Raw genomic sequence first — 24,994 nt, forward strand, 5'->3', positions numbered from 1 at the left:
TAGATTTGGAATTGGAGATGATTTCTTGAAACAGATAATTCGAGTCAAAGTGTATGACAACACTTCTACATTGGATGAGCAAAACCAAAAGATCTTACAAGTCGCGACGATGAACCTAGTGGCTATGACAAGTGCACTGTTCGTCGGTAGTAAAGGAGAAGGTGGGGAAGGCGTTGTGCTAAACCCCGTGGAGGATTGCTTTTGTGGCATTGAACTACTGTATCAGAAAGCGATTCCAGATGAACTTGCGGAGGAATGTCGTGCTTCACTAGAAAGAAGACTCGTAAACTTTTATAAGATGAGTGATCTGGATATGAAGGTGGAACTAACAGTCGAGTAACAATTCGAGGAGGTGTATCATGAAAGGATGGCAAAAGGTCGGCCTTATACTCTTTTTCCTTATTGCATTCAGCAGTTTTCTAGTCCGTTATGGAGCACAAGAAGAACCAGTCCGAACGTTCAAGATCTCGGATAATGTAACATTGGAAATTTATAAAGAAGACGCTAGTTATCTTCCTGTAGTAAAAGAAAAGAAATTCTTGACGACCAAGAAAACTACGCATTCCCCACTCTACCAAAATCATACAGGTGTCTACTTCGACTATAGCTTATTTACAATTGGAGGATTTGATTACATCCTAGGAGCTGTGCAAAATAGTGAGGTTGCGAAAGTGCGAGTAAAAACGTCCGCTGTCCAAGTGGAACATCGTGTAGAAGATGAATTTTTCATACTTGCTATACCGGATGATGGTGAACCAGGCATCGCCCATCCAACTGTCGAGCTGCAGCAAGGGGAAATCGTTGAGTATCCTTTCACGATTCAACGTACGAAATGAGAACAGCCATCTATCTAAATCTTCGCGATAGATGGCTGTTTGTATGCAATTAAAAGGCTCCGGCTCCACCTCCGCCACCAGATCCGCTGCTACTTCCAGATCCACCGCCAGAACTAGAAGATGACATGTGAGAGTAATAGACCCGATGTGTATAGTGGAACGATGTCAACATTTCTGTGAAACGGATCGTCAATGGTGGCAATGAAGCCAAGTTTTCAGGAATTGTTTTTTCATATTTCAACCGTAAAGGAACAAAGAGACGAAGGGCAATTGCATGCGCTTGCCATTTCTCTTCAGAGAGACCGTTTAAACGATCAAACGACCCAGATCGTATGGCTTTTTTGAACGCTTTCGCCGCCTTGTAATAAGGTGCAGCTTTCTTTTTTATATTCATGAGGGGTAACAGCAAGCCAGCCACAAAAAACAGAACTGAACTCATTGTGAACAAACTATAGAAGCCTTCCATGGAACGTTCCCAAGTCCATATGAAGCAAAATGCGAAAAATATGGGCAAAGCGGCACGCCAAGATAAATTAAACAATAATAACACGTACGCAAACCACAAAAGGATGGTCAACACGACAACGTCTTGTATGTCTGCGGTCGTCATCCATATGTTCAAGATGGCAACTACAATCCATAGAGGGATTCCGATGCGAACGAGCCATTTGCGTATTGGATTTAGGACACAATACTGTTTCACTTCAGGATCTTTCCGCCCGATTTCCTTCCATTTCTTAAATCGTTTCGTCAATCGTTTAGACATTTGTGCATATTCACTTTCCAACCGCCAATGTTGCTCGCGTTGTTGTTTTGACATGTAAGGGAACTGATCCAGTGAAAAACAGATGTCTCCTGCAGCATTCCGTTCGAATAACCAATCGATCAAGTCCTGTTCAAATTCACTTAACGTACTAAGTTGTTTCACTAACGTAAAGCGAAACGTGTAGTCTGGCGCATTCTCATCACTGCGATAGACCGCATTCGCAGGCACTTTTTCCATAATGACAATTCCTTTTTGCCGCAGTCTCAATAACGCAGCCGAAATGGCGTTCGGTTCAATTTTTCCTTTTCGTTCTATTAACCCTAAAAGAAACGGATCAATGTCTTCCAATTGTCGAAGCCGAGGCGTAGAGGTGAAAAGTCTGATTAACCGTCGAGGATATAAAATCGTGACAATGAATAATAGGATGGTGCTGAAAAATAAGATGATATTAATAAGTTCCACTGTAGGCATGGCAGACTCTTTTTTTTCTAGCCATTTTACATAAGCAGCTTCCTCTTCTTCAAACTCCGCTAACATCGCTTTTTCTTCATCATAAGGCGCATTTTGCAGAAAGGTTTCAGGGAAAAGAAAACGAATTTCCAATGTTTCATACGCTTCCAATAGGTCTGCTGCGTAGAGGAAACCGTAGTCCATCGATTTCTTCAACTCTCCTGCGGTACTATGCAAATACGCCTCCCCGGCTAACGTCGCATCTTTATCGCCGGATAAAATGAGACGTAAACGAACATTGTGCAAATCAGTCTCGTTCAACTCATCAAAAAAGCGCCAATACAATTGCCCCGTATCACTATATTTTTGTGCAGCTCCGCGAATCAAATACCGATAGAACACTTTCTTCTTTTCATTCTCAGAAGGTGTATGGATCTTAAATGTACGTCCTTCCCGCTCCACTTCCAACCGTGTAAAGGTACTGTTATCATATTGGGAAAGGTCCGTATCCATTGGTGCAAGATACCCTTCAAAGTATTTAACACCTTTATGATTGTCGTCACCGATTATTCGCGTGGTTCCGTTATACGTGCCCGAGAAATTGTATGTGTAAAGTTCTTCGACATATAAATCTCCGTTATCCATAACATACGCCTGAATTTGCACGTCATCTATCGAAAATGATTTGGCTTGTGCGTGATGAACAGGGAATGCAATAGATAAGAGTAGCATGCAAAGTAGAAAACGAAGACTTCGCAAAGGAACCCCTCCTCTCTGTGTTTTAACGATTCTATTACTTTACTCTACGAAGAAATCATTTTATAGTTTCATTGTTTTTTGAAATAAGAAAAAGGACCAGCAATGGGTAGCCAGTCCTTTTTATATTAATACACTTTATCGCCATTAAAAATGGAGTTTTTCACAACGACGTAGTCAACTTTACGAATCGCCTCTAACGTCGTGCCTCCTGCATACGAAATCGATGATTGTAGATCTTGCTGCATCTCTGTCAACGTATCTTGAAGCTTTCCTTTGTATTCTACATACATTTTCTTACCTTCGACGTTCTTCTTTTCACCTTTTTGGAACTCTGAAGCGGAACCAAAATACTCTTTGTACACATTGCCGTCCTTCTCAACCGTTTGGCCAGGTGACTCTTCGTGGCCGGCAAATAGTGATCCGATCATGACCATGGAAGCACCAAAACGTACAGATTTTGCAATGTCTCCGTTTGTACGAATCCCGCCGTCTGCAATGATCGGCTTTGTCGCTGCTCGCGCACACCAGCGGACTGCAGCAAGTTGCCATCCACCTGTACCGAAGCCTGTTTTAATTTTTGTAATGCATACTTTACCAGGTCCGATACCGACTTTCGTTGCATCAGCACCCGCATTTTCAAGTTCACGAACGGCTTCAGGTGTACCGACGTTACCAGCAATAACAAATGACTCAGGTAAATGCTTTTTAATATGTTGAATCATGCTGATGACCGCGTTTGAATGACCATGCGCAATATCGATTGTAATGTAATCTGGAACGAGTTGGTCTGCAGCCAGTTGCTCAACAAAACCATACTCCTCTTCTTTTACACCGACGCTGATTGAAGCAATCAACCCACGACCTTGCATGTCTTTAATGAAATCGACACGTTTTTCAGGATCGAAGCGATGCATAATATAAAAGTAACCGTTTTCAGCTAATTGCACTGCAATTTTTTCATCAATAATTGTTTGCATATTTGCAGGAACGACTGGAAGAACAAATTTATGTTTACCTAACGTGACAGACGTATCACACTCTGAACGACTTGTAACGATACATTTGGCAGGAATTAATTGAATATCTTCATAATCAAAAACTGTATCCATTTGTACACACTCCTAAAAGGCGAATATTAATCGCTTATTTATAATTAATGTTCGTACTTTAGTAATGTACAAGATATTTCAATAAACGTCAACCGTTTTAAAGGAAAATATACAAACTCTTGTCGCAAATCGTACTGCGTAGTAGGAAACTAAATGGTATCATGGAAAGAGTGTGTAAATTAATCATTGAAGGAGATAGGTTCTGTTTATGAGACTATCGTTAAAATACTTGATTCTTGGGGTTGCGATGTTGTCGTTGGTTCTTACATTAGTAAGTAGTATTACATCAGGCTATCGGGTCCAAAAGCAATCACTAATCGACAATACATTGGAGACGAATCGAGCGTATGCTGAAAAGCTCTCCAGTACGACAGAGTCTTATTTGGAAATGACACTGCAAACATTGGAAGTAAGTGCAAAAACGCTTGCGCCGCATATGCGGAAGGAAGAGGCGGATAGCTTTTTAATCCCGGAAGCTGATCGTGTGAAGAACCAGACGAATACGTTTAACTCCATTGCCATAGTTGAAAAGGGCGGGGAGATTTTGGCGACCTCTCCACAAACATTGGAGTTGAGGGGGAAAATGCTCACGTCTAAAGGCGGCATGCAAGCATTAGAAGCGCAAAAGCCTTTCATTTCTGAGCCGTACATCGCTTTGACAGGTCGATTAATCATTTTCATTTCTCATCCCGTGTTTGATGAAAATAATAATTATTTAGGGATAATTGGTGGCACAATTTACTTAAAAGAGGAGAATATTTTGCAAGAAGTGCTTGGTGAACATTTCTACCAAGATGGTTCGTATGTCTATGTGGTGGACAAAACGGGTCGAATCATTTATCACCAAGATAAAGAGCGTATAAATGATTTTGCGCCTGAAAACCCTGTCATTCAGGATGTGATAAAAGGGAATAGTGGAGCAATGCGCCTGACAAACTCAAAAGAGATTGATATGTTAGCCGGATATGCTTATCTTCCGAATGCAGAGTGGGGCATCGTAACGCAACGATCGACAGAAGCCACTTTAGTGCCCGTCAATAATATGATGAAAGAGATGATTGTCAAAGCATTGCCGTTTTTATTCATCTCCATCTTGATCATTTGGTATTTCTCAAAACAGATTGCGCTCCCACTCCAAAAGTTGGCCACTTACGCCGAGTCAAGTACGGAAAGCAATCAGGAAAAGAAAATCTCAACAATTCGAACGTGGTATTATGAAGCTATTCAATTAAAAAAAGCGTTACACTACAGTATGAATTTCTTCCAAGACAGAGTGAACTTCTATCTTCACCAATCGACGACCGATCCATTGACGAAGCTATGGAATCGTCGAGCAATGGATGAGTTCTTAAAAGAGCTGACTGACCAGGAAAAAGCTTACGCGGTTGTAATTTTGGATATTGACCGTTTCAAGCGTGTAAATGATACGTACGGACATGCGGTTGGTGATGATGTGTTAAAATTTCTAGCTAAGGTTATGCAAGATGTGACGAGGGAACAAGATCGTTGCTGCCGTTTTGGAGGCGAGGAATTTGTAATTGTCTTACCGGAAGCAACAGAAGAAATTGCATTCCAAGTAGCTGAAAGATTGCGTAAGAAAATGGAAAATACGGTCAGTCCTTGCGGTGAAGTCGTAACCGTCTCATTAGGAATTGCGACATCTCCGCATAATGGAACACATCCTAAAGTGATATTGGAAGCGGCGGATGAGAGCCTTTATGAAGCGAAGCGCTCGGGACGTAACCGTACAATAATTAGTCAAAATCACAAAAACGCCAATGCATAAAAATGATGCATGTTATGGTAAACTGAGCAAAAAGGTACAAGGAGGAGCCCGTCATGCAATATTCGAAACCGAAGATGGAAATGCTCGTTAAAAATACACCTGAACTGACGCAACGTCTGAAGCAAATTATGAAAGAGCACGACTTGGAAAAGAGTTTTGCACTTAAAGCTTTGTACCATGCCGAAGTGAAAGAGAGCGGCCGATTCATGAAAGACTATCAGCAGCTGTAATGATACGAATAAAAAGCACGTTATCCCGGAGTTTCTCCGTTGATAACGTGCTTTTTTTCAAAGGTTAGCGTACTGTACCGTTAAAGAGTAAGCCGCCTTTTAAGTCAATTACTTTCAAGTGGTTTGTGCGTTTAACAAAGATGGACTTGTAGTGTGGACGACCGTTTGCATCTTTTAGTAGAACGATGCGTTTATTGTAATTATCCTCAACAACTTGTAGGTTAAAGCTGTTCACATCGACAACAGAAGCAAGTGTTGCATACTCGGGAAGAGTGCTATTGCTTGAAGTTGCCGTTGTTTTTGCTGTCGCTTCCGCTTTTACTGCAGTTGCTTTTTCAGGTGCTGGTGAAGCGGTTGTGTTTGTTTCAGATGAAACGACACCGTAGAAGATTTGTCCGCCTCTTGTATCAATGACTTTCAAGCTGTTTGTGTTTTTAACAAAAATTGATTTGTATTGTAGGCGACCAAAGTCATCTGATAAAGTGATTACTCTTTTGTTTGTATTGTCTTCAACGACTTGAAGTTTGTAGTTGTCTACATTGACAACAGAAGCAAGCGTTGCATACTCAGGAAGTGCGCTAATCGCATCTGTTGCAGGTTTCTCTTCAGGTTGTGCCGGTTTTTCTGGAGTCGCATCTTCAGTTGAAATTGTACCGTAGAAAATTTGACCGCCACGGAAGTCAACAATTTTCAAGCTTTCTGTCGCTTTGACAAAGATGGATTTGTATTGACCTTGTCCATTTGCCTTGCTGAATACGATAATTCGTTTGTTCGTGTTGTCTTCAGTTACTTTAGCTGTTAAACCGTCCATGTTAATTTTTGATGCAACTGTAGCATACTCAGGAAGTTGCGTTAATGCTTCAGCTGCAATGTTCAATTGGTAATTCGATCCGTAGTTTGAGTAGGAAGATTCATATTTCGCTTGTGCTGCCTCTACTTTGTCCGGGTGAAGAACGTTTGCTGCTCCAATGCCACCAGTTGTTAATAGTACTGCGCTCAATGTAGTTGCGAAAAATTTGTTCATGTTTTTCCTCTCCTTTGTTTTGGTATGATTTCATCTTACGCTCCCTTTTTTAAAGAACTCTGTGAAAAAAATGAGAGATTGATAAGAATTCTCTCATCGTTTACTAAGGGAACTGTTACCATTGAAGGGTTATTTAGGATTTTATTAATTAAGTGTCGTCTTGTATTTCGATGCGAAGTAATTAGCTTGTGATACTTGTATAGATGTGAGTAGTATGGATCGTTAAGTTAGTAAACTTCTAACCGTAGTATAATAAATGTATAGAACGAGCAATTTTCTAATTACTGCACGTGTTTGGAATGGACGCAGGCGAAGGTATTCCGTTTTGTATAGTGTGAAGCGGACTAGTTTGCGGAAGTATGTCAACGTTTCTATGAAAGAGCTGGTCCTTGTTGCTTGTTTGCGATTCAAATGAAAACAATTACAATTATACTGCGCGGCGAAAAGGATGGCAGTGGTGAGGGGGAAGGAAGATGACGGGGAAGGTGTTTCCGAGGTTAGAAACGGAACGGTTAGTGTTGCGGGAAGTGAAGGAAGAGGATGCTGGAAGTGTGTTTCATTATCTTTCAGACCCTGAAGTGATGAAGTATTATGGCATGGTGCCGATGGTTGAAGTGCGTGAAGCGATAGAGGAGATTGATTGGTATCGTCGCATTTTTGACGAAGGGACGGGCATTCGTTGGGGGATTACGTTGAAAGGGACGGATGAAGTCATTGGAAGTTGCGGGTTCCTTGAGTATTCAAGTCGACATGCCCGGACGGAAGTGGGATTGGAGCTTTCCAAGGATTATTGGCGAAGTGGATTGATGACGGAAGCTTTGGCAGCTGTCATACAATATGGATTTACGCATCTAGACCTTATGCGGATGCAAGCGCTCATTGAACCAGAGAATATTGCTTCGCAGAAACTTTTTGAGAAGCTTGGTTTTCTGCAAGAGGGACTATTACGGAAATATGAGAGAACGAATGGATTGTTTGATGATGTGTATATGTATGCGTTGTTGAAAGATGAGTATGTTGTTGAAAGATGAAATATAAACAGTCGTATTCCGTTAGAGGGATGCGGCTGTTTGTGTGTTTATTGCTTCGACAACTGAAGTCTAATTCTTCTTCAATCACTTTGTGATAAAACCAATTAATTGTCAATAAAATGAAAGGTTAGGATCATTTCATGATAGAGTAGTAGTAAGAAACATGTGGGGGTGTTGGAGTGGTTTTGACAGATAAGGTGCTGAGTATAAGGGATTTAACGATGATGTATGGTACGCAACGTGTATTGAATGGGGTGAATTTAGATGTCGAGCGTGGACAGATCATCGGTTACATCGGTCCGAATGGGGCAGGGAAAAGTACGACGGTGAAAATTATGCTCGGATTGGTACAAGGTTATAGAGGGCAAGTAGAAATATTCGGGGAAGATATTGCTTCCGGGGATGTTGCTTATAAACGTCGAATCGGTTATGTGCCGGAGCAAGCAGACTTGTACGAGAACTTGACCGCAATGGAGTATTTGTTATTTACAGGGGAATTGTATGGGTTGGATCGCAAGAATGCGGAGGAAAAGGCGCAGAAGCTTATGGCGGAGTTTGAGCTAAGTGATGTTCTTCATTCACGGATTTCCTCATTTTCAAAAGGGATGAAACAAAAAGTACTCATTATTTCAAGTCTGCTGCATGATCCCGATTTGTTGTTTTTTGATGAACCGTTGAGTGGTTTGGATGCCAACAGTATGATGATTATCCGAGAAATGCTTGCTCAATTGGCGGAGCAAGGTAAAACTATTTTTTATTCCTCACATATTATGGACGTTGTCGAGAAAATCAGCAATCGTATTGTGTTGCTTGTTAACGGGGAAGTTGTGGCGGATGGCAGTTTTGAAGAGTTGCAGAAAATGAGTGAGAAGGGATCGCTTTCGGACATCTTTAATCAGCTAACCGGCTTCACAGATCATGCAAACCGTGCTGAACGGATTCTCGCAATAGTGGAAGGTGGGGAAGTAGGTGAATGAGTTTCGTACACTTGCCTTCATTTCCAAGTTCAACTGGTTGTTTCGTAAAATGGGGATAGATTATACGGCTATGGAAACAATTTTGCGCATGAAGTTGACGATGGATGGTAGAAGAGTGCCAACAATTTTCAATGAAGTGAAAAAGAAAAAGGAAGGCAATCAGTTTTTGAAATCCCTTTGGATATATGGCTTGTATGGTTTAATGTTGCTGCCTTTCTTATTCAATATTGAGCAATATATATTCCAAATGAGTGTGGTTTTCGGGATTACGATGTTTATACTCACAACGACGATGGTTTCGGATTTTTCAGTCGTATTGCTCGATGTACGTGATAGGACCGTCTTGCAAACAAAACCGATTAGTAGTCGAACGATCGCAGCTGCAAAGACGATTCACATTTTAATTTATATGTTTTTTGTAACGAGCGCCTTTATTGCAATTCCATTCATGGTCAGTTTATTTACGAATGGTATTGTTTTCACACTTATTTTCCTCATCGAGTTGCTATTCATGCTAATGTTCATCATTGTGTTCACATCTCTAGTGTATATTACGATCTTAAGATTTTTCGATGGAGAAAAACTGAAAGATATCATCAATTACGTGCAAATTTTATTAACAGTCGGCGTTGTTATTGGCTATCAACTTGTCATTCGTTCCTTTCAAATCATCGACTTTGAATTGACGTACTCGTTTAGTTGGTGGCATCTTTTGTTACCGCCGATGTGGTTTGGCGCACCATTTGATGTCTTGTTGAATAAAGACTTCAACGGGAGCGTGCTTTTATTAGCTGTAATGGCACTCCTAATTCCTATTCTCGCAATGATTGTTTACGTTCGAATGATACCTTCGTTTGAACGGAATATGGAAAAATTGATGAGCGCAACAAAAAGTAAGAAGCAAAAATCAGATAAACTGGATACGTTTTGGCTGAAGCTGTTGTGCCGAAATCGAGAAGAAAAAGTGTTTTTTCGATTTTCAGCATTAATGATGAAACAAGAGCGTGAATTTAAGTTGAAAGTGTACCCGGCATTAGGTTTTTCATTTATTCTACCGTTTATCTTCATATTCACAGAGTTACAAACACGGTCGCTCGCTGAAATTTCAAGAGGGAATATGTTCTTTTTAATTTATTTTTCAGCTTTGATGATTCCTGTTATTGTAAATATGCTTCGTTATTCAGCAAATTACAAAGGAAGCTGGATTTTCAAGGCGTCGCCCATTCGACATCCGAAGGCAGCATATAGCGGAACATTAAAGGCTTTCTTCGTAAAGCTGTATATACCTGTTTTTCTTCTCTTATCGATTATTTTTGTATCAATTTTTGGTGTTCGGATTGTTCCTCACCTGTTGGCAGTCCTGTTAGGAGCCTTTTTGCAAACTGTCATTACGTATAGAATGATGAGTACAGACCCCTTCCCGTTTATGAATTCGTCAGAGAAGGTTCAAAGTGAAAGCTCGTTACTGATGTTTTTATTGAATTTATTAGCGGTCTTGTTTGTTGTAGTGCATTTAATTGCAAATTCAATTACGGGTGGTATTTATTTTTACTTGGCTTTGTTAGTTGTTACAAATTTTATCGGTTGGCGAATGGTGTTTCGGCGAGGGTAAGTGCGTACTTTCATGCTGAGAAAATCGGTCGGGTTATGCGGCGATTGGGGAGAGTATGCGGCGTTTTGCAGGGTTATGCCGCGTTTGAGGAGTTTATGCGGCGATTGGGGAGAATATGCCGCGTTTGAGGAGTTTATGCGGCGTTTGAAGAGCGTATGCCGCGTTTGCGGAACTTATGCGGCGTTTTGAAGAATTATGCTGAGAATGACTAATTAAAAAAGAGGCGGCGCTAGCGATTTGCTAGTCGTTGCCTCTTTTGGTTCAGTTATTCTTTCGCCACTGTGAAAGGGCGGGCATAGCGGGAAAGCAAGCCGTGTTTCGGTGAGCCGATGAAGCTTGCGAGGAATAGAATTCCTGTTGCGAATGCCATGGAGCCTGATATGGATGTGTCGATCCAAAGGGCGATGTAGTAGCCGCTAATTGCAGACAAGACGCCAAACAATGCGCTTAAAACAAGCATGATGGAGAGGCGATCTGTCCATAAATAGGCAGCGGACGCAGGTGTAATGAGCATGGCGACAACCATGATTGCGCCGACCGCGTCAAAGGAAGCGACCGTTGTAATGGAAACGAGTGTCATGAACAAATAGTGCATGAACAGCACTGGAATTCCGATGCTGGCAGCGAGTGCCGCATCGAATGTTGTGATTTTCCATTCTTTGTAAAACGCCAAAATCATGATGAGCACGACAACAAGGACGATGAATAGTATGAACGTCGCTTGTGGAACTTCACCCAACAAAGGCAAAGTGATTGTGTTCCAAGGTACGAACGTAATCTCTCCCATAAGTGCGTGCTGTACGTCTAAATGCACATTTCCGACTTTCGTTGCAATTAAAATGACACCAACAGCAAATAGTGTTGTGAAAACGACACCGATGGAAGCGTCTTGCTGGACTCCGAGTGAATGGAGCCATTGCACTAAAACAGCTGTCAATAAACCAGCAATGATTGCACCGACAAGCATGTGCATACCGCTTAATTCACGTGTAATTAAATACGCTGTGACGATTCCGAGTAATACTGTATGGCTGATTGCGTCTGCCATCATGGCCATTCTTCTGAGAATAAGGAAAGTACCCATGATGCCACAGGAAAGACCGACTAATGAAGCGGTCAGGAGGATCCAACCTTCATAACTCATTGTAATTCCTCCTTCACTGTGTGCTCCACTGTTGCTTGATGGTATTTACGTTGCATTTTGAATTGAATCGCACGAATTAATAACCCGCGTTGTGCACCGAACACCATGGAAATAATGAAAATGCCAGCTGATGCAATGACGATGAATGGACCTGTTGGCCAGCCTTTGCCCATCGTACTAATTAACGTACCAACCATACCTGAACACCCTCCGAAAATCGCTGAGAGGATGAGCATTCGTTTAAAGGAATGCGTCCAGTAATGGGCACTGACGGCTGGTATGATTAGTAGAGCAGCCATCAGGATAACACCGACTGCTTGAATACCAATAACAATGACAAGTACGAGCATTGCCAAATAGACGCCGTTCATGAAACGGGTGGATAAGCCAAGCCCTTTTGCAAAATTAGGGTCAAACAAAAACAGTTTCCATTCTTTAAAGCCGACGATAACAACTACTATAAGAAGGATCGCGACAATTAGCATCGTATACACATCGGTACGGACCATGGATGCCGCTTGCCCAAATATGAAATTATCAAGTCCGGCTTGATTGCCTCCGCCATGTCGACTGACGACTGTAAGGAGCATGACGCCTAATCCGAAAAACACAGATAGGATAATGCCCATCGCTGCATCTTCCTTCACCCTACTGGACGAACGTATCCATTGAATGAGCCATGCACCAATAAAGGAACTGATTGCTGCACCAAGAATCATGACCGGCAAGTTCTTATACCCTAATAGCGAAAAGGCGATGACGACCCCGGGCAAAGCAGCATGGGATAACGCGTCACTCATAAGACTTTGGCGTTTCCAGTAAGCGAGACAACCAATCATACCGGATGCTGTTCCTAAAATTAATGTGCTGAAGAGAACCCATTGTGCGTTTGGTGATAAGAAAACGTCCAGCATGCTTTACGCCTCCTTCATCCAGCGTAACGATCCGCCATATGTTCGTTGTACCTGTTCTTTTGTAAATACGTCTTCCGTTTTCCCGTAATCAATGATTGTTTTATTTAACAGCATGACATGGTCAAAGTAATCTTCAACAGTTAATAAATCGTGGTGAACGACCATCACTGTTTTCCCATCGGCTTTTAGTTGTTTCAACGTTGCCATAATAGCAGTTTCAGTAGCAGCATCGACGCCGACAAGTGGTTCATCCATGAAATAGAGATCCGCATTTTGAACGAGCGCACGAGCCAAGAAAACACGTTGTTGCTGTCCACCAGACAACTGACTAATTTGTCGGTCAGCATAGTCTGCCATCCCCATTTTTTCCAACGACTGCATCGCTAAGTCTTTGTCTTTTTTATTGGGCCACTTAAACCAACCGATTTTTCCGTACAGTCCCATTAATACAACGTCCAATGCATTCGTCGGGAAATCCCAGTCGACCGATCCACGTTGCGGTACATAACCAACTTTTGTTTTCGTTTTAGCAAGCGTTGACCCGAAAAAAGATACATTTCCGGATAGCTTCGGATGCAATTCCAACATGACTTTTAATAACGTCGACTTACCAGCACCATTGGGCCCGACAATCCCCGTGAGCGAACCAGGTTTCACATCAAAATTCACATCATATAATACTTTGTTTTTTCTATATGAAGCCGATAAGTTATCGACCTTTAAGACAGACATTATTTAGCCTCCTCAGAAAGTGAATCAAAAATCGTTTTAACATTATGTTTGTACATACCAATATACGTTCCTTCTTCTGTTCCTGCGTCACCCATCGCATCTGAATAGAGTTCGCCACCTAGTTTAACACTCAGGCCTTTCTTTTCAGCACCTTGGATAACCGCTTTGATGGAGTTCTGATTAATACTACTCTCGACAAAAACAGCAGGAATTTTATAATCCATTAAAATGGAAATCGTGTCGTCAATATCAGAAATACCAATTTCATCTTCAGTACTGAGTCCTTGTAGTCCAACAACTGTCATGTCATAAGCACGACCAAAGTAACCAAACGCATCATGTGCTGTAACGAGTACACGTTTTTCATCAGGAATTTGTGTGAGTTTATCTTTAGATTCCGCTAATAAAGCATCTAATTCAGCAAAGTATTTTTCTTTATTCGCATCAAACTCTTCTGCATGGTCAGGTGCGAATTTCTTTAATTCTTCAGTAGCTGTATCTAATGAAATTTTCCACAAATCGATATCAAACCATACGTGTGGATCAATTGCACCGTCTTCATCTTGTAGAAGCTGCTCTTTAGGAATGGACTCTGAAATTCCATTAACAGGTTTCTTAGTACCAATCTTCTCAAAGGCTTCAATCATATTTCCTTCTAAATTTAAACCGCTATATAGCACGATATCGCTACTCTGCAGTTTTGCAATATCGCCTTGTGTCGCTTTATACAAGTGTGGGTCAACGCCTGGTCCCATCAAGCTTTCCACAACGACATGCTCGCCGCCGATAATTGACATTGGTTCAGCAATTTGTGCAATTGTCGTAACGATGTGCACTTTGCCATTCTTGTCTACATCAGATTTCGTCTCTGCACATGCCCCTAACAGCAACAATGACGAGAGTAGAGTATACAAGAACAATTGGGTAAATCTCTTTTTCATTTCTCATTTCCTCCTAAAAGTAGATATCTATCAATTTCGAGTGTTTCCCTCGTGCAACAAAATGTGTAAAAAAAATCAAAATCCCTATATCCTATTTAAAAAAATGCCATCGCACATAAAACGTAATTGCATTTACTATATGTTCGTTATGTAGTCTTGGTGATAAGTTGAACGACTACGGCGGTTAATTTGCTAATGTTATTTTAAGAAACGAGTGAAAGTTTCTCGAGGGAAACTTTATCCGTTACTTAAAGATAATAAACATTAATAGGGTTGTCAATAGCTTTGCACAATAATTTGCATTTGCCTGTTAGAAGGCGCAAGTCCGCACTTTGTCGAAGCCATGAGCGCATCTATTTGTTATTTACCTCCATGTACCTGCAGTATAAACATAGACGACAAGTAACGATTTAGCGGTTTGCGCGACTGACACCATCTTTACTATGTGGATAGTAGTTTGCGGTTTTTTACAATTTATACGTAGTTGACAATTAATTTACTGAATTATTCTAAATCGATAGTCAAGGATTGCGTTGAGAACCGTTTAAGTTGTGATACGTCAGCTGATTATTGCGATACGACCGTTTTACGTTGAGATGCGAGGAAGCTGAGCATTTTCTATCGTGAAGAGTTGGGAAAAGAACGCGTATTCGGTATAATGAAAGCAAAGGACAGGGAGGGGAAGTAACGTGCTCACAGCTATTTCACGGAAGCAAATCGAGGAGATGTGTGGAACTGCCTCATTGAAGCGAGGAGAAGCGTATAACCGTGCAGGTAAGGTGAAGATTGAACAGATGGATTCTGTGCAATGCGAAGCGGTTGTGGCAGGTACTGAAAACTTCCATGTCACTGTTCGTTATGATGAAACAGGTAGTTTAGAAACAACATGTAGTTGTCCGACGCTGCCTTTTTATCCGCATAAATGTCAGCATATCGCAGCTGTTTTGTTAGCGATCATTGAACAAACAACTGATGACGGGGCCTTATCTGACGGGTTTCTCTCTCTTTTTAATGAACGCCCGAGGTCAAGTGGCCATCAGCTTCATTTTGAAAATCGAAAAGTTTTATCGCTCACGTTCACTGTACAACCTGTGCCTGTAGGGAGAGGGAAGGATATGCTTGCCATTGCAATCCAGGTCGATGGGCATGCGATAAAAAATGTTGGGCAATTTTTGAAATATGTACATGAAGGACGAAGTGTGCAACTGTCTGCAAACTGTTTTTATGATCCTCGTAGTCACTGTTTTACACGGGAAGCGGATGGCATTTTACAGCAACTCATTCAAGGAAAACAACAATCTATTGAACTTGTTAAGGGCAGTGACCTAGGAACAGTTACCATTTCACCAACGACTTGGGACAAGCTCGTTCCCCTCTTGCAAAGTACGTCTTGCGTTAACGGGCTGCCGTTCATCGAAGGGAATTTACCAATCCAATTTTCATTTGGAAAAAGAGAAGGGAAGGGACATTTCCTAAAAATTGAAGGGTTGCAAGAAGTCCAGGTTTTCCAACAATATCGAACCGTCATGTACGCTAATCGCCTCTATTTAGTCCAAGACGAAGACTGCAAACGTTTGGCAGATCTGCAACAAATGGTGCAATCATCGGGTACGAACAACATTCCGATTGCAAATGAACAAATCGGCTTTTTTCTCGAAAAGGTCGTTCCTGGCTTGCGGAAAATCGGCGAAGTGTATCTTGATGAAACGGTAAAAGACGAGCTTGTGCAATCGCCGTTACAAGCAAAGTTGTATGTGGATCGAGTCCATAATCGCCTGCTTGCGAGTTTGGAATTTCACTATGATCATCTTGTCATCAATCCGTTAGTTGACCAGCAATTACCGGCTGGTTCAATGCTCGTTCGTGATTTTGAAAAAGAGAAAACGATTCTTCAGCTAATGGATGAGGGAGCATTTGCGCAAACAGATGAAGGGTATTGGTTGCAAAACGAGGAATTGGAATATGAATTTCTGCATCGTATTCTTCCAAAACTTCAAAAGCTTGTCCGCGTGTATGCGACAACAGCCATTCGAAACCGAGTGTTCAGAGGGAACGCCCGTCCGCGCATCCGCGTGAAGACGCAGGAAGAGCGGACAAATTGGCTAGAATTTAAATTTACAATGGATGGTATACCGGACAACCAAATTCGAGGCATTTTAGAAGCGTTGGAGGAAAAAAGGAAATATTATCGTCTGAAGGATGGCGCATTGCTGTCGTTGGAAACAAAGGAATTTGAAGAGATTCAACGTTTTCTGAATGAAGTGCCTGGCGACTTGGATGCGTTGGAAAAAGGGTTAACCGTTCCAGTCGTTCAAGGGCTTCGCTTTTTGGATGCGGCAGAAGACGATGAAATGATTACGATGGAAGAATCGGCTCGCCGATTCTTTGAGCGTCTCCGTGAACCAGCGAGCTTGGAAATTGACGTACCCCAACAGTTGGCGTCCGTTTTACGCGATTACCAAAAAGAAGGGTTTAAATGGCTGAAGACGCTTGCTAGTTATGGGCTCGGGGGTGTACTTGCGGATGATATGGGGCTTGGCAAAACGTTGCAAAGCATTGCGTTCATTGTGTCGGAGCTAGCGGTCATTCGTAAAGGAAGTACACCGGTACTGATCGTTTGTCCGTCTTCTGTCACGTATAACTGGTTAAGTGAATTGGCAAAATTTGCGCCGGACATACAGGCATGTGTACTCGATGGATCGAAGAAGGAGCGGGTTATGCGCCAACGTGAAATAGGCGGTCAAGATGTGGTAATCACTTCTTATCCGTTACTTCGTCGTGATGTTCAGTGGTTTGAGAAACAGCATTTCCATGCGGTGTTCTTTGACGAGGCGCAGGCGTTTAAAAATCCGTATACACAGACAGCGCGGGCAGTGAAAAAAATAGTGGCCGATCATCGGTTTGCGTTGACGGGCACACCAATCGAGAATTCATTGGAAGAGTTATGGGCGATATTTCACGTTGTGTTTCCGGAATTGTTCATGGGGTTACGGGAATATAGTGAACTTTCACAGAAAACAATCGCACGGCGTATCCGACCGTTTCTGTTACGTCGAATGAAAGAAGATGTGCTCATTGAACTTCCGGGGAAAATCGAGTCAATGGCATCCTCGGAACTGTTACCGGAACAGAAAGAGCTGTATGCGGCCTATTTAGCAAAGTTGCGGCATGATACGTTGAAGCATTTGGATAAGGATACAATACGGAAGAATAAAATTCGTATATTGGCTGGTCTCACGCGGTTGCGTCAAATCTGTTGCCACCCGGCATTGTTTGTAGACGGTTATGAAGGTAGCTCAGCAAAGTTTGAGCAGTTGAAGCAATTGATTGAAGAGTCGAAGCGAGCGGGGAGAAGGGTATTGATTTTCTCGCAATTTACGAAGATGCTTGGAATTATTGGCAGAGATTTAGCGATGAATGGGACGCCATTTTTTTATCTGGACGGCGAGACACCTGCAGACGAACGGTTGGCATTCTGCAACCGATTTAATGCAGGGGAGCGGGACTTGTTTTTAATTTCTTTGAAAGCCGGTGGAACGGGGCTAAACTTGACGGGAGCCGACACGGTCATTTTATATGATTTGTGGTGGAATCCTGCAGTTGAGGAACAAGCGGCGGATCGTGCGCACCGTATCGGCCAGCAGCAAGTTGTACAAGTGATTAAACTTGTTGCACGTGGAACAATTGATGAGAAGATGAATGAGCTGCAAGAGAAGAAGCGGAATTTGATAGGAGAAGTGATTGACGCTGATGATTCGGCGATAAATGCGTTGACGGAAGAGGATATTCGGGAACTATTGCGGATAGATGAGGGTCATATTGTATAAGAGTTATTTTAATGGATGAAACTGACAGGGAAGGAGTGATTGAAATGAAAGCGTTAAAAGTGTTGTTTGGCGCAGTTGTCATCGTTGTCGCAATTGGATTTGCAGTCTATCATTTTGGCACGAAATTTATTGCTGACGAAGTGATGGGCCAAGTGGCAGCGGAACTAGATGCCAGCGGTGAACTGGAAAACATCAAACGTGAAATCCAAAATGATCCTCAGTTACGCGCATTCATTGAAGAAGGGAAAAACGCAGATCCAACGAAACTTCCTTTCCAGACAAAAGAGGAAGCGACCCGCGTTTTGCTGAAAAAGTTTGACCTCAGTGAAATTAACGACATCCAAATTCAAGCAAGGCAAGGCATGACACCCGAAGAACAGCAGGCACTTTTTAATAAAATCGAAAGCAAACTCACCGAAGAAGAAATGCTTGCGTTAAAGGCGCTAGCGTATAAGGAATTGTTTAGTGAACGATGACGTCATGTAAGGGGTGCATGGTATGATGAAGACAAGTATAGGGAATATCGTATTGTTTGTAATTAGTACGTGGTTCGCTATTTTTCTTTTCATGTTCACGGTGTTTTTCCGGCTGCTTATTACAGCAGATATTCCAATTGCCTATAGTGAGGGAGAAGCAAAATTCTATATCGTGTTACTTGTTTTGACGACCCTTATGCTATTGTCCATGATTGTTTTCTCGAAGAACTCTATTAAACCCGTCACGTTGACAATAGGAACTATTATGTTACTGTTTTTGGTAAGTGTCATAAGGACTTATTATACTGTTGATGCTGAATATATAGACGTGTTAATAGAATGGAGTTTCTTTGTTGTTTTTATCGTTCCGACAGCTTTAGGGGTTGTGCTTATGAGAAGAAAAAGGAATCTAAGCACCACTTAGAGAGCTGTTTATTAATCAAAAAATCCGCGCCAGTCGAGAAGTGGACTGACGCGGGTTTTTAGCTGTCGTTTGCAACTGAAATTTTCTGCGAAGGTAGGAGTTATCGATTGAGTTCACAACGTATTCGATTGAATAGCTCGAGTTATCGATTGAATACACGAAGTTATCAATCGTATAACAAAAGATATCACCCAAAAGTGACCTTTTACCTGCGTCATAGGCAGAAATAAAGTTGCGTAGTAAAACTAAAACCTTGTCCCTTGACAAAAAATAGGAAACGTTCTAAACTTAAATTAGTTAATTAACCTAACTAACTAAAAAGAAAGAGGTCATCACAATGACGATCCACCAAGAATTCATTAGCCAGTATGCCAAAATCTATCGTCCGCTTTTGAATGAGCTTAACGCTGAACTTGGGCAATTTGGTTTGTCGCATTCACAATGGACGATTATGAAGTTGCTTAAAAGTGAAGGGGCGATGACGCCAGCTGAAATTGCGATTCGGCAGCGAGTGGAGAAGCCGAGCATTACAAAAATCTTACAACGGTTGGCTGAGTTGGACTATATAGAAGTGACGCCAGGGAAGGACAAGCGTGAGAAGTGGATTCGTTTGACGGATTCTGGTGAAGCTATTTTTTTGAAAGTTACAGAACAATTAAATCGGTTGTATGAGAATTTGTTGCAAGGTGCATCGATAGAGGATTTGCAAACTGCGATTCGTCTCATGGAACGTGTGTATGAAAATTTATCAAAATAAGAGGGTGGACATATGGATGAACAACAGCAAAATTTATGGACGAAGGACTTTATTTTCATATCGGTTATCAATTTCTTTTTAATGCTCGTGATGTACTTGCTCATTGTGACCATTGCGCCGTTTGCAGTGAATGAATATGGGGCTTCCACAAGTATGGCGGGTCTTGTATCAGGGATTTTCATCATCGGGACGTTGATTGCGCGGATTGCAACGGGGCGTATTATTGGGAAAGTCGGAAGTAAGAAGATTCTATTCATCGGCCTTGTCGTGTCTTCCTTTGCGACGGCTTTTTATTTTGCGGCAGGGACGATGCCATTATTGCTTGCAAATCGTCTTTTTCACGGGATGGGACTTGGCATTGCGTCGACGGCTACGGGTACGATGGTGGCGCAAATTATTCCACAATCCCGAAGAGGAGAAGGAATTGGTTATTTCAGTATGAGTACGGTTTTAGCGACAGCAGTCGGACCGTTTCTTGGCATTTATATGAGCCAACATTTTGAGTTTACGATTCTTTTCATGCTTTGCCTTGCTTTAGCAATCGTTGGATTAATCCTGTTTTTCTTTGTAAATGGCAATGAAAAAGTAGTTGAACCTGTTGTGGAAGACACTATAAAAAGAAGCTTTACTGTATCAAATTACATCGAAGTGAAAGCTTTACCGATTGCGTTCATTACATTGCTTGCAGGGATTGCGTATTCAGGTGTCCTGTCGTTCCTTTCGTTTTACGCGATTGAAGTGCATGTTGTGAAAGCGGCAAGTTTCTTCTTCCTTGTATATGCAGTTGTCGTCTTGTTATCAAGACCGTTTTCAGGTCGTTTATTGGATGAAAAAGGTGCGAACGTCATTGTGTATCCAGCTTTACTCATTTTTGCTGTCGGGATGTTTGTATTAAGTGGGGTCCATAGTGGTGTCATGTTACTTGTGGCGGGTGCGTTAATTGGACTTGGTTTCGGGAACTTTCAATCATGTGCACAGGCAATTGCACTAAAAGGAATTCCAGTAGAACGAATTGGTGTGGCAACGTCAACATTTTATATTTTCCTAGATTTTGGATTTGGATTCGGCCCGTACTTTTTAGGGAATATCGCCACAACAATGGGTTACAGCTATATGTATTTGTTACTAATGGGTGTTGTCGTAGTCGCGTTCATTGCATTCGCTTTGTTAGTAGGACGAAAAAACGCGTTGCCTGAAACTGTATAAGGAAGTGGAGAGGGTGTGCCTTTCTCCACTTTTTTACTTACCTAACGATTTTCCGTAGTTCTTCATTTCTACGTTCACGCTCATCCGCTTCCACTAAATCATATTTCTTCAGCAAGTGAAATACCTCATTGAGCGTGTCTTGTTCGACTGTTCCGTCTAGAAAGCGCATCCCGTCTTCATAGATCTTTTTTGGAATGAAAGCCTGCTGTTCGTTTAATTTGCGCACTACGTCTTCCACCGAATGATCAATCGTACATCTGCCCATGCGAACACCTCCTAATCATGTATTCCTCTATCAAACTTGTACTTCGCTCATTAATGCATGCGTATTGCCTTCCGTATCTTCAAAAAACACCATCCACGTCTCGGTTTGGCCCATTTTAGCGACCATATGTGGCTCATCGATAAAGACGACACCTTTCGCTTTGAAGAATTCATAGGCTTCTTTAATATGTTCCACGTGAAAATAAAACACCGAACTGGCGTGAGCAAAGTCTTCTTTCTCTGGCAAACTTACTAACAAGCGCAAGCCATTGCAATCGAAAAAAGCCATCGAGTCGGTTTGGAATAAAAGCTCCAGCCCTAGTAGCTCCTTGTAAAAATTGACCGAGCGTTCAAGATCTTTTACAGGTACACTGACTTGTCCGATTTTTGTAATGTTCCCCAATTCCTATCCCTCCAACATATTTCAGATTAATCAAAGTATATCACTTTCCTTTAAATTCTCCTAACTACATCGCAAGGCTGAGATAAAATGCGGCTGGGGATTGTTATACATAATGGGAATCGTTGCTATGCTAATGGTAGTGTGAAAGGGGTGTAGTCGTGAAAGGTATAGAATTTATTATTAAGAAAAAGGTGTTAATCGGTTTACTGACAGTGTTGATTGTTGCATTGGGGTGTTTCGCTGTCATCAAGTTAGACAAGGAGCTTATGCCATCAGTTGGTATGGACGGTGCATATGTATCCGTCGACGCAGGGGATATGGCGGCTATTGATGTGGAACGTTTCATCACAACGCCGTTAGAACAAAAGCTTCAAGCAATCGATGGCGTTGAAGAGGTGAAGTCAACTACGACGATCGGGAGTAGTGCTGTCGATGTAATCGTCGCACGGGGCCGTGGAGAAGAATTATTCAAGGAAATTGAACGTGCTGCAAATTCGATACAGACACAACATCCAGCGATTCGTGAAGTCGTGTCCGGTCAATACGGTGTGCGGCAAGGATATGAATTTTACATGGATATTTCCGGCGGTGACATAGAAGAGATGACCACCTTTGCAAAGGAAGTACTTGAACCGAGGCTAGAAGCGTTGAAAGAAGTTCGAGATGTTCATTTGTCAGGTGTGCTGGAACAAGAAGTGACCGTTAAGTTAAAACGTGATGAACTTGTAAAGAACGGTTTAGACAGCACACAAGTAATGGGTTTCATTGCGCAAGCGAATTCCGAAACGACAATCGGGGAGTTGCACAATGGGCAAGCAACATCCATATTGCGATGGACGACGAAATTGGAAGATTTGCAATCTGTAAAGCAAATTGAAATTCCTACAGCTAGTGGATCTGTCCCGTTAGAGGAAATCGCCACTGTTTCACTTGCTCCAATGGAAAGCTCTGCGTTTGTTTGGAAAAACGGGACGAAAGATTTAGTGTTTGTGCAAGTAGGGCGTGCCAATCGTGTTAATCAAATCGATATGGCGAATGCAGTCCGAGCAGAAATCCAACAAATGAGAGATGAAGGACTAATCGATGGGTTCACGTTGAATGAAATGGTCGCACAGGCAGACTTTGTGGAAGAATCCATTAACGGCGTAACTGGGAACATTCTTATCGGTAGTATCGTAGCAATCGCCATCTTACTGTTATTCCTTCGCAATGTGCGAGCGACGTTGATCATTGGTGTAGCAATTCCAACGTCAGTGCTGCTCACATTTTTAACCGTATATGGTTTAGGATATAGTCTGAATTTATTAACCCTCATCGGGCTCGGCCTTGGCATTGGGATGATGGTTGACTCTTCAATTGTCATCTTGGAATCAATCTACCGGCAAAGGGAATTAGGACTTAATCCTTTGGATGCTGCTCTCGTTGGAACAAAAGAAGTAGCGGGCGCTGTAATTGCTTCCATGCTAACGACCATTGTTGTGTTCTTACCAATCGGTTTTATCGGTGGGGACCTTGGTCAATTCATGATTATTTTATCCATTGTCGTTGCCATTACATTAATGAGCTCAGTTGTTATTGGCTTTACATTAATTCCAGCATTATCTGAGAAATTTTTACGTTATCGAAAAACGGTGGACCCGAAGAAAAGAGGAAAAGTTGTTTCTCGTTATAGTGCGATGATTGCATGGATCGTTCAGAAGCGTCGACGAAGTGCATCCGTTATCGTCTTATTTATCGCCCTATTCGTCGGTTCCTTGTTTTTGGTGAATAAAATACCGATGTCCGTTATGCCGGATATGTTCAATCGGTATAGTGAAGTCCTTGTCGAACTTGAACAAGGTGTTGATGCACACGAGAAAGAACAACTTTCTATATTAATGAATGACAAGCTCGCTCGTATTAAAGATGTGGAGTCCAATTATGTACTGGATAGTGGCAGCTACTTAGTAGCGATTATCAACATGACGAAAGGGAACGCCATTCAGCAAGAACAAAAAGTTGTAAATGAAGAAATTATGAGGTCGTTACGCGAACTACAACAGACGAAACCGATTAAATCGGTACAAAGTATGACGGATGGTGCTAGTGGTTCTCCTGTACAAGTGCTCATTAAAGGGGAAGATTTTGATGAGTTGCGTTCACTGAGCAAGGAGTTTGCGAACAAACTGAAGACAGTCGATGGTGTAGTAGGTGTAACCAATTCGATGGAACGAACGACTGAGCAAAAACAGATTGTCGTAAACCAACAGGCAATGGACGAGGCAGGATTGACGCAAGCTTCCGTAAAGCATTTCGTTGAAGAAACATTTATGAATAGGCCGGTTGGAGATGTTGTGATTCAAGGCAAGACGGTTCCTCTTACGGTTAGTTGGGCGGCCATAACGGATACAGAAGAAACCCTGCTGAATGCGATGATTCCGACACCCAATGTAGACAAAGCGTTGTCTACATTCATTCAATTAGAAACAGTTCAAACACCAAATGTCATCACGCATGACGCGGGCGAGCGATATGTCGTCGTTTCTGCAGACATGGAAGGTCGTGATTTGGGAGCTATCAATCGAGACGTGCAAAAAATCATTGACGAATTTACTGTGCCGACAGGATATGCAATCGACGTGGCCGGCGATATTGAACAACAACAACAATTACTACTGGAAATGATTTTTGTGCTAGCGATTGCCTTGTTCCTCGTCTATTTTGTCATGGCGGTTCAATTCAACCATCTTGGCCACCCAATACTCGTTATGTCCGTTATTCCGATGGCGATTATCGGAGTGATTGTTGGTTTGTATATTACACAAATGGAACTGAATCTGTTGTCTGGCATGGGAATCATTATGCTCATCGGTATCGTCTTGAACAACGCAATTCTATTGATTGACCGAACGAACCAATTACGCAGCGAAGGGATGCGTCTAGAAGAAGCGCTCGTAGAGGCGGGGAGACATAGAATCCGACCGATTTTCATGACAACACTTACGACGGTCGGTGGGATGTTGCCGTTAGCATTGGCTTCTGGAGTCTCCGGGAATTATCAAGCACCTTTGGCAACCGTGTTGATTTCCGGTTTGCTGTTTGCAACGTTCATCACGCTATTGCTGATACCGGCTGTCTATCGTTTGTTCTCAAAATCGGATAAAGTACGTGAATCGTTAAAAGCAAGAAGGCGTGTGGCAATTCGAAAGCCGAAACTTGAAATGTCCGGTTCAAAATAATCATGAAAAAGGACGCCTTTGACGCAACCTCTTGTTGATTGCAATCAATCAAGATAAAGTGAGACTAGAGAATTCCGAATAGTTAGGGATGCCTCTACGTTAGCAAGC

General features: G+C 42.1%; 22 protein-coding genes. 13 read left to right on the top strand and 9 right to left on the bottom strand.

The annotated features are described in order from the left end of the window. The first annotated feature begins 25 nt into the window (after window positions 1–25). Both QT711_RS08160 and QT711_RS08165 read left to right on the top strand, forming a co-directional pair. Window positions 26–340, top strand: a complete 315-nt coding sequence (locus tag QT711_RS08160; RefSeq protein WP_317943326.1) for a hypothetical protein — start codon at window positions 26–28, stop codon at window positions 338–340. Between the two features lie 19 nt (window positions 341–359). After that, entirely contained in the window at window positions 360–836 is a 477-nt protein-coding gene (locus tag QT711_RS08165) for a hypothetical protein (RefSeq protein ID WP_317943327.1), read from the top strand. A gap of 49 nt (window positions 837–885) precedes the next feature. Here QT711_RS08165 and QT711_RS08170 read toward each other — a convergent pair whose 3' ends face one another. Continuing rightward, window positions 886–2,811: a DUF2207 domain-containing protein gene (locus QT711_RS08170; protein ID WP_317943329.1), complete on the bottom strand. Its 1,926-nt coding sequence runs from the start codon at window positions 2,809–2,811 to the stop codon at window positions 886–888. 125 nt (window positions 2,812–2,936) lie between these two features. Further along, the gene (guaC, locus tag QT711_RS08175; protein WP_317943331.1) at window positions 2,937–3,920 is read right to left on the bottom strand and encodes a GMP reductase; all 984 of its coding nucleotides are present in this window, start codon (window positions 3,918–3,920) and stop codon (window positions 2,937–2,939) included. A gap of 208 nt (window positions 3,921–4,128) precedes the next feature. On the opposite strand from guaC, the gene QT711_RS08180 reads away from it, so the two are divergent. Next, window positions 4,129–5,706, top strand: a complete 1,578-nt coding sequence (locus QT711_RS08180) for a sensor domain-containing diguanylate cyclase (RefSeq protein WP_317943332.1) — start codon at window positions 4,129–4,131, stop codon at window positions 5,704–5,706. A 53-nt stretch (window positions 5,707–5,759) separates the two neighbouring features. Beyond that, window positions 5,760–5,936, top strand: a complete 177-nt coding sequence (locus QT711_RS08185; RefSeq protein WP_317943334.1) for a hypothetical protein — start codon at window positions 5,760–5,762, stop codon at window positions 5,934–5,936. Between the two features lie 64 nt (window positions 5,937–6,000). Here the strand turns inward: QT711_RS08185 and QT711_RS08190 are convergent, their stop codons facing one another. Beyond that, on the bottom strand, window positions 6,001–6,960 hold the full coding sequence (locus QT711_RS08190) for a hypothetical protein (RefSeq protein ID WP_317943336.1): 960 nt from the start codon (window positions 6,958–6,960) through the stop codon (window positions 6,001–6,003). Between the two features lie 473 nt (window positions 6,961–7,433). On the opposite strand from QT711_RS08190, the gene QT711_RS08195 reads away from it, so the two are divergent. The 3 genes from QT711_RS08195 (at window position 7,434) to QT711_RS08205 (ending at window position 10,580) form a co-directional block, all read left to right on the top strand. Next, window positions 7,434–7,991, top strand: coding sequence for a GNAT family N-acetyltransferase (locus QT711_RS08195; protein ID WP_317943338.1), 558 nt, complete (start codon window positions 7,434–7,436; stop codon window positions 7,989–7,991). A gap of 221 nt (window positions 7,992–8,212) precedes the next feature. Beyond that, window positions 8,213–8,968, top strand: a complete 756-nt coding sequence (locus QT711_RS08200) for an ABC transporter ATP-binding protein (RefSeq protein ID WP_317943541.1) — start codon at window positions 8,213–8,215, stop codon at window positions 8,966–8,968. Beyond that, window positions 8,961–10,580, top strand: a complete 1,620-nt coding sequence (locus QT711_RS08205) for a hypothetical protein (RefSeq protein ID WP_317943340.1) — start codon at window positions 8,961–8,963, stop codon at window positions 10,578–10,580. Before QT711_RS08200 ends, QT711_RS08205 begins: the two co-directional genes overlap by 8 nt. Before the next feature lie 265 nt (window positions 10,581–10,845). Here the strand turns inward: QT711_RS08205 and QT711_RS08210 are convergent, their stop codons facing one another. The 4 genes from QT711_RS08210 to QT711_RS08225 are packed head-to-tail and all read right to left on the bottom strand — an operon-like array spanning window position 10,846 to window position 14,311. Then, the gene (locus QT711_RS08210; protein WP_317943342.1) at window positions 10,846–11,724 is read right to left on the bottom strand and encodes a metal ABC transporter permease; all 879 of its coding nucleotides are present in this window, start codon (window positions 11,722–11,724) and stop codon (window positions 10,846–10,848) included. Then, window positions 11,721–12,638, bottom strand: coding sequence for a metal ABC transporter permease (locus QT711_RS08215; RefSeq protein ID WP_317943344.1), 918 nt, complete (start codon window positions 12,636–12,638; stop codon window positions 11,721–11,723). Before QT711_RS08215 ends, QT711_RS08210 begins: the two co-directional genes overlap by 4 nt. A 3-nt stretch (window positions 12,639–12,641) precedes the next feature. Then, on the bottom strand, window positions 12,642–13,370 hold the full coding sequence (locus QT711_RS08220) for a metal ABC transporter ATP-binding protein (protein WP_317943346.1): 729 nt from the start codon (window positions 13,368–13,370) through the stop codon (window positions 12,642–12,644). Further along, a complete protein-coding gene (locus QT711_RS08225) occupies window positions 13,370–14,311 on the bottom strand; it encodes a metal ABC transporter solute-binding protein, Zn/Mn family (RefSeq protein WP_317943348.1) in 942 nt (313 codons plus the stop codon). The genes QT711_RS08220 and QT711_RS08225 overlap by 1 nt, the downstream gene beginning before the upstream one ends. Before the next feature lie 725 nt (window positions 14,312–15,036). On the opposite strand from QT711_RS08225, the gene QT711_RS08230 reads away from it, so the two are divergent. The 5 genes from QT711_RS08230 to QT711_RS08250 all read left to right on the top strand — a co-directional run bounded on the left by QT711_RS08230 (window position 15,037) and on the right by QT711_RS08250 (window position 21,001). Next, entirely contained in the window at window positions 15,037–18,138 is a 3,102-nt protein-coding gene (locus QT711_RS08230) for a DEAD/DEAH box helicase (protein WP_398295853.1), read from the top strand. 11 nt (window positions 18,139–18,149) lie between these two features. After that, a complete protein-coding gene (locus tag QT711_RS08235) occupies window positions 18,150–18,614 on the top strand; it encodes a hypothetical protein (RefSeq protein WP_317943352.1) in 465 nt (154 codons plus the stop codon). A gap of 22 nt (window positions 18,615–18,636) precedes the next feature. Further along, window positions 18,637–19,038 (top strand): hypothetical protein, encoded by a 402-nt coding sequence (locus QT711_RS08240; protein ID WP_317943353.1) that lies wholly within the window; start codon window positions 18,637–18,639, stop codon window positions 19,036–19,038. A gap of 337 nt (window positions 19,039–19,375) precedes the next feature. After that, window positions 19,376–19,795 (top strand): MarR family winged helix-turn-helix transcriptional regulator, encoded by a 420-nt coding sequence (locus QT711_RS08245; protein ID WP_317943355.1) that lies wholly within the window; start codon window positions 19,376–19,378, stop codon window positions 19,793–19,795. A 12-nt stretch (window positions 19,796–19,807) separates the two neighbouring features. After that, window positions 19,808–21,001 (top strand): MFS transporter, encoded by a 1,194-nt coding sequence (locus QT711_RS08250; protein WP_317943357.1) that lies wholly within the window; start codon window positions 19,808–19,810, stop codon window positions 20,999–21,001. Window positions 21,002–21,038: 37 nt separating this feature from the next. On the opposite strand, the gene QT711_RS08255 is transcribed toward QT711_RS08250, so the two are convergent. Both QT711_RS08255 and QT711_RS08260 read right to left on the bottom strand, forming a co-directional pair. Further along, the gene (locus QT711_RS08255; RefSeq protein WP_317943358.1) at window positions 21,039–21,266 is read right to left on the bottom strand and encodes a hypothetical protein; all 228 of its coding nucleotides are present in this window, start codon (window positions 21,264–21,266) and stop codon (window positions 21,039–21,041) included. 30 nt (window positions 21,267–21,296) lie between these two features. Continuing rightward, on the bottom strand, window positions 21,297–21,668 hold the full coding sequence (locus tag QT711_RS08260) for a VOC family protein (protein WP_317943359.1): 372 nt from the start codon (window positions 21,666–21,668) through the stop codon (window positions 21,297–21,299). A 158-nt stretch (window positions 21,669–21,826) separates the two neighbouring features. Here QT711_RS08260 and QT711_RS08265 point away from each other — a divergent pair, with 158 nt between their 5' ends. Next, window positions 21,827–24,886 (top strand): efflux RND transporter permease subunit, encoded by a 3,060-nt coding sequence (locus tag QT711_RS08265; RefSeq protein ID WP_317943361.1) that lies wholly within the window; start codon window positions 21,827–21,829, stop codon window positions 24,884–24,886. Window positions 24,887–24,994: the final 108 nt, after the last annotated feature.

It is taken from the genome of Sporosarcina saromensis (assembly GCF_033253735.1).
Taxonomy (GTDB): domain Bacteria; phylum Bacillota; class Bacilli; order Bacillales_A; family Planococcaceae; genus Sporosarcina; species Sporosarcina saromensis.

What these genes read in the sequence shown, in the direction of transcription:
- QT711_RS08165 (WP_317943327.1), top strand. Translation starts at nt 360, where the DNA reads ATGAAAGGATGGCAAAAGGTCGGCCTTATACTCTTTTTCCTTATTGCA.
- guaC (WP_317943331.1), bottom strand. Translation starts at nt 3,920, where the DNA reads ATGGATACAGTTTTTGATTATGAAGATATTCAATTAATTCCTGCCAAA.
- QT711_RS08180 (WP_317943332.1), top strand. Translation starts at nt 4,129, where the DNA reads ATGAGACTATCGTTAAAATACTTGATTCTTGGGGTTGCGATGTTGTCG.
- QT711_RS08185 (WP_317943334.1), top strand. Translation starts at nt 5,760, where the DNA reads ATGCAATATTCGAAACCGAAGATGGAAATGCTCGTTAAAAATACACCT.
- QT711_RS08190 (WP_317943336.1), bottom strand. Translation starts at nt 6,960, where the DNA reads ATGAACAAATTTTTCGCAACTACATTGAGCGCAGTACTATTAACAACT.
- QT711_RS08195 (WP_317943338.1), top strand. Translation starts at nt 7,434, where the DNA reads ATGACGGGGAAGGTGTTTCCGAGGTTAGAAACGGAACGGTTAGTGTTG.
- QT711_RS08200 (WP_317943541.1), top strand. Translation starts at nt 8,213, where the DNA reads ATGATGTATGGTACGCAACGTGTATTGAATGGGGTGAATTTAGATGTC.
- QT711_RS08210 (WP_317943342.1), bottom strand. Translation starts at nt 11,724, where the DNA reads ATGAGTTATGAAGGTTGGATCCTCCTGACCGCTTCATTAGTCGGTCTT.
- QT711_RS08215 (WP_317943344.1), bottom strand. Translation starts at nt 12,638, where the DNA reads ATGCTGGACGTTTTCTTATCACCAAACGCACAATGGGTTCTCTTCAGC.
- QT711_RS08220 (WP_317943346.1), bottom strand. Translation starts at nt 13,370, where the DNA reads ATGTCTGTCTTAAAGGTCGATAACTTATCGGCTTCATATAGAAAAAAC.
- QT711_RS08225 (WP_317943348.1), bottom strand. Translation starts at nt 14,311, where the DNA reads ATGAAAAAGAGATTTACCCAATTGTTCTTGTATACTCTACTCTCGTCA.
- QT711_RS08230 (WP_398295853.1), top strand. Translation starts at nt 15,037, where the DNA reads ATGTGTGGAACTGCCTCATTGAAGCGAGGAGAAGCGTATAACCGTGCA.
- QT711_RS08235 (WP_317943352.1), top strand. Translation starts at nt 18,150, where the DNA reads ATGGATGAAACTGACAGGGAAGGAGTGATTGAAATGAAAGCGTTAAAA.
- QT711_RS08240 (WP_317943353.1), top strand. Translation starts at nt 18,637, where the DNA reads ATGATGAAGACAAGTATAGGGAATATCGTATTGTTTGTAATTAGTACG.
- QT711_RS08245 (WP_317943355.1), top strand. Translation starts at nt 19,376, where the DNA reads ATGACGATCCACCAAGAATTCATTAGCCAGTATGCCAAAATCTATCGT.
- QT711_RS08250 (WP_317943357.1), top strand. Translation starts at nt 19,808, where the DNA reads ATGGATGAACAACAGCAAAATTTATGGACGAAGGACTTTATTTTCATA.
- QT711_RS08255 (WP_317943358.1), bottom strand. Translation starts at nt 21,266, where the DNA reads ATGGGCAGATGTACGATTGATCATTCGGTGGAAGACGTAGTGCGCAAA.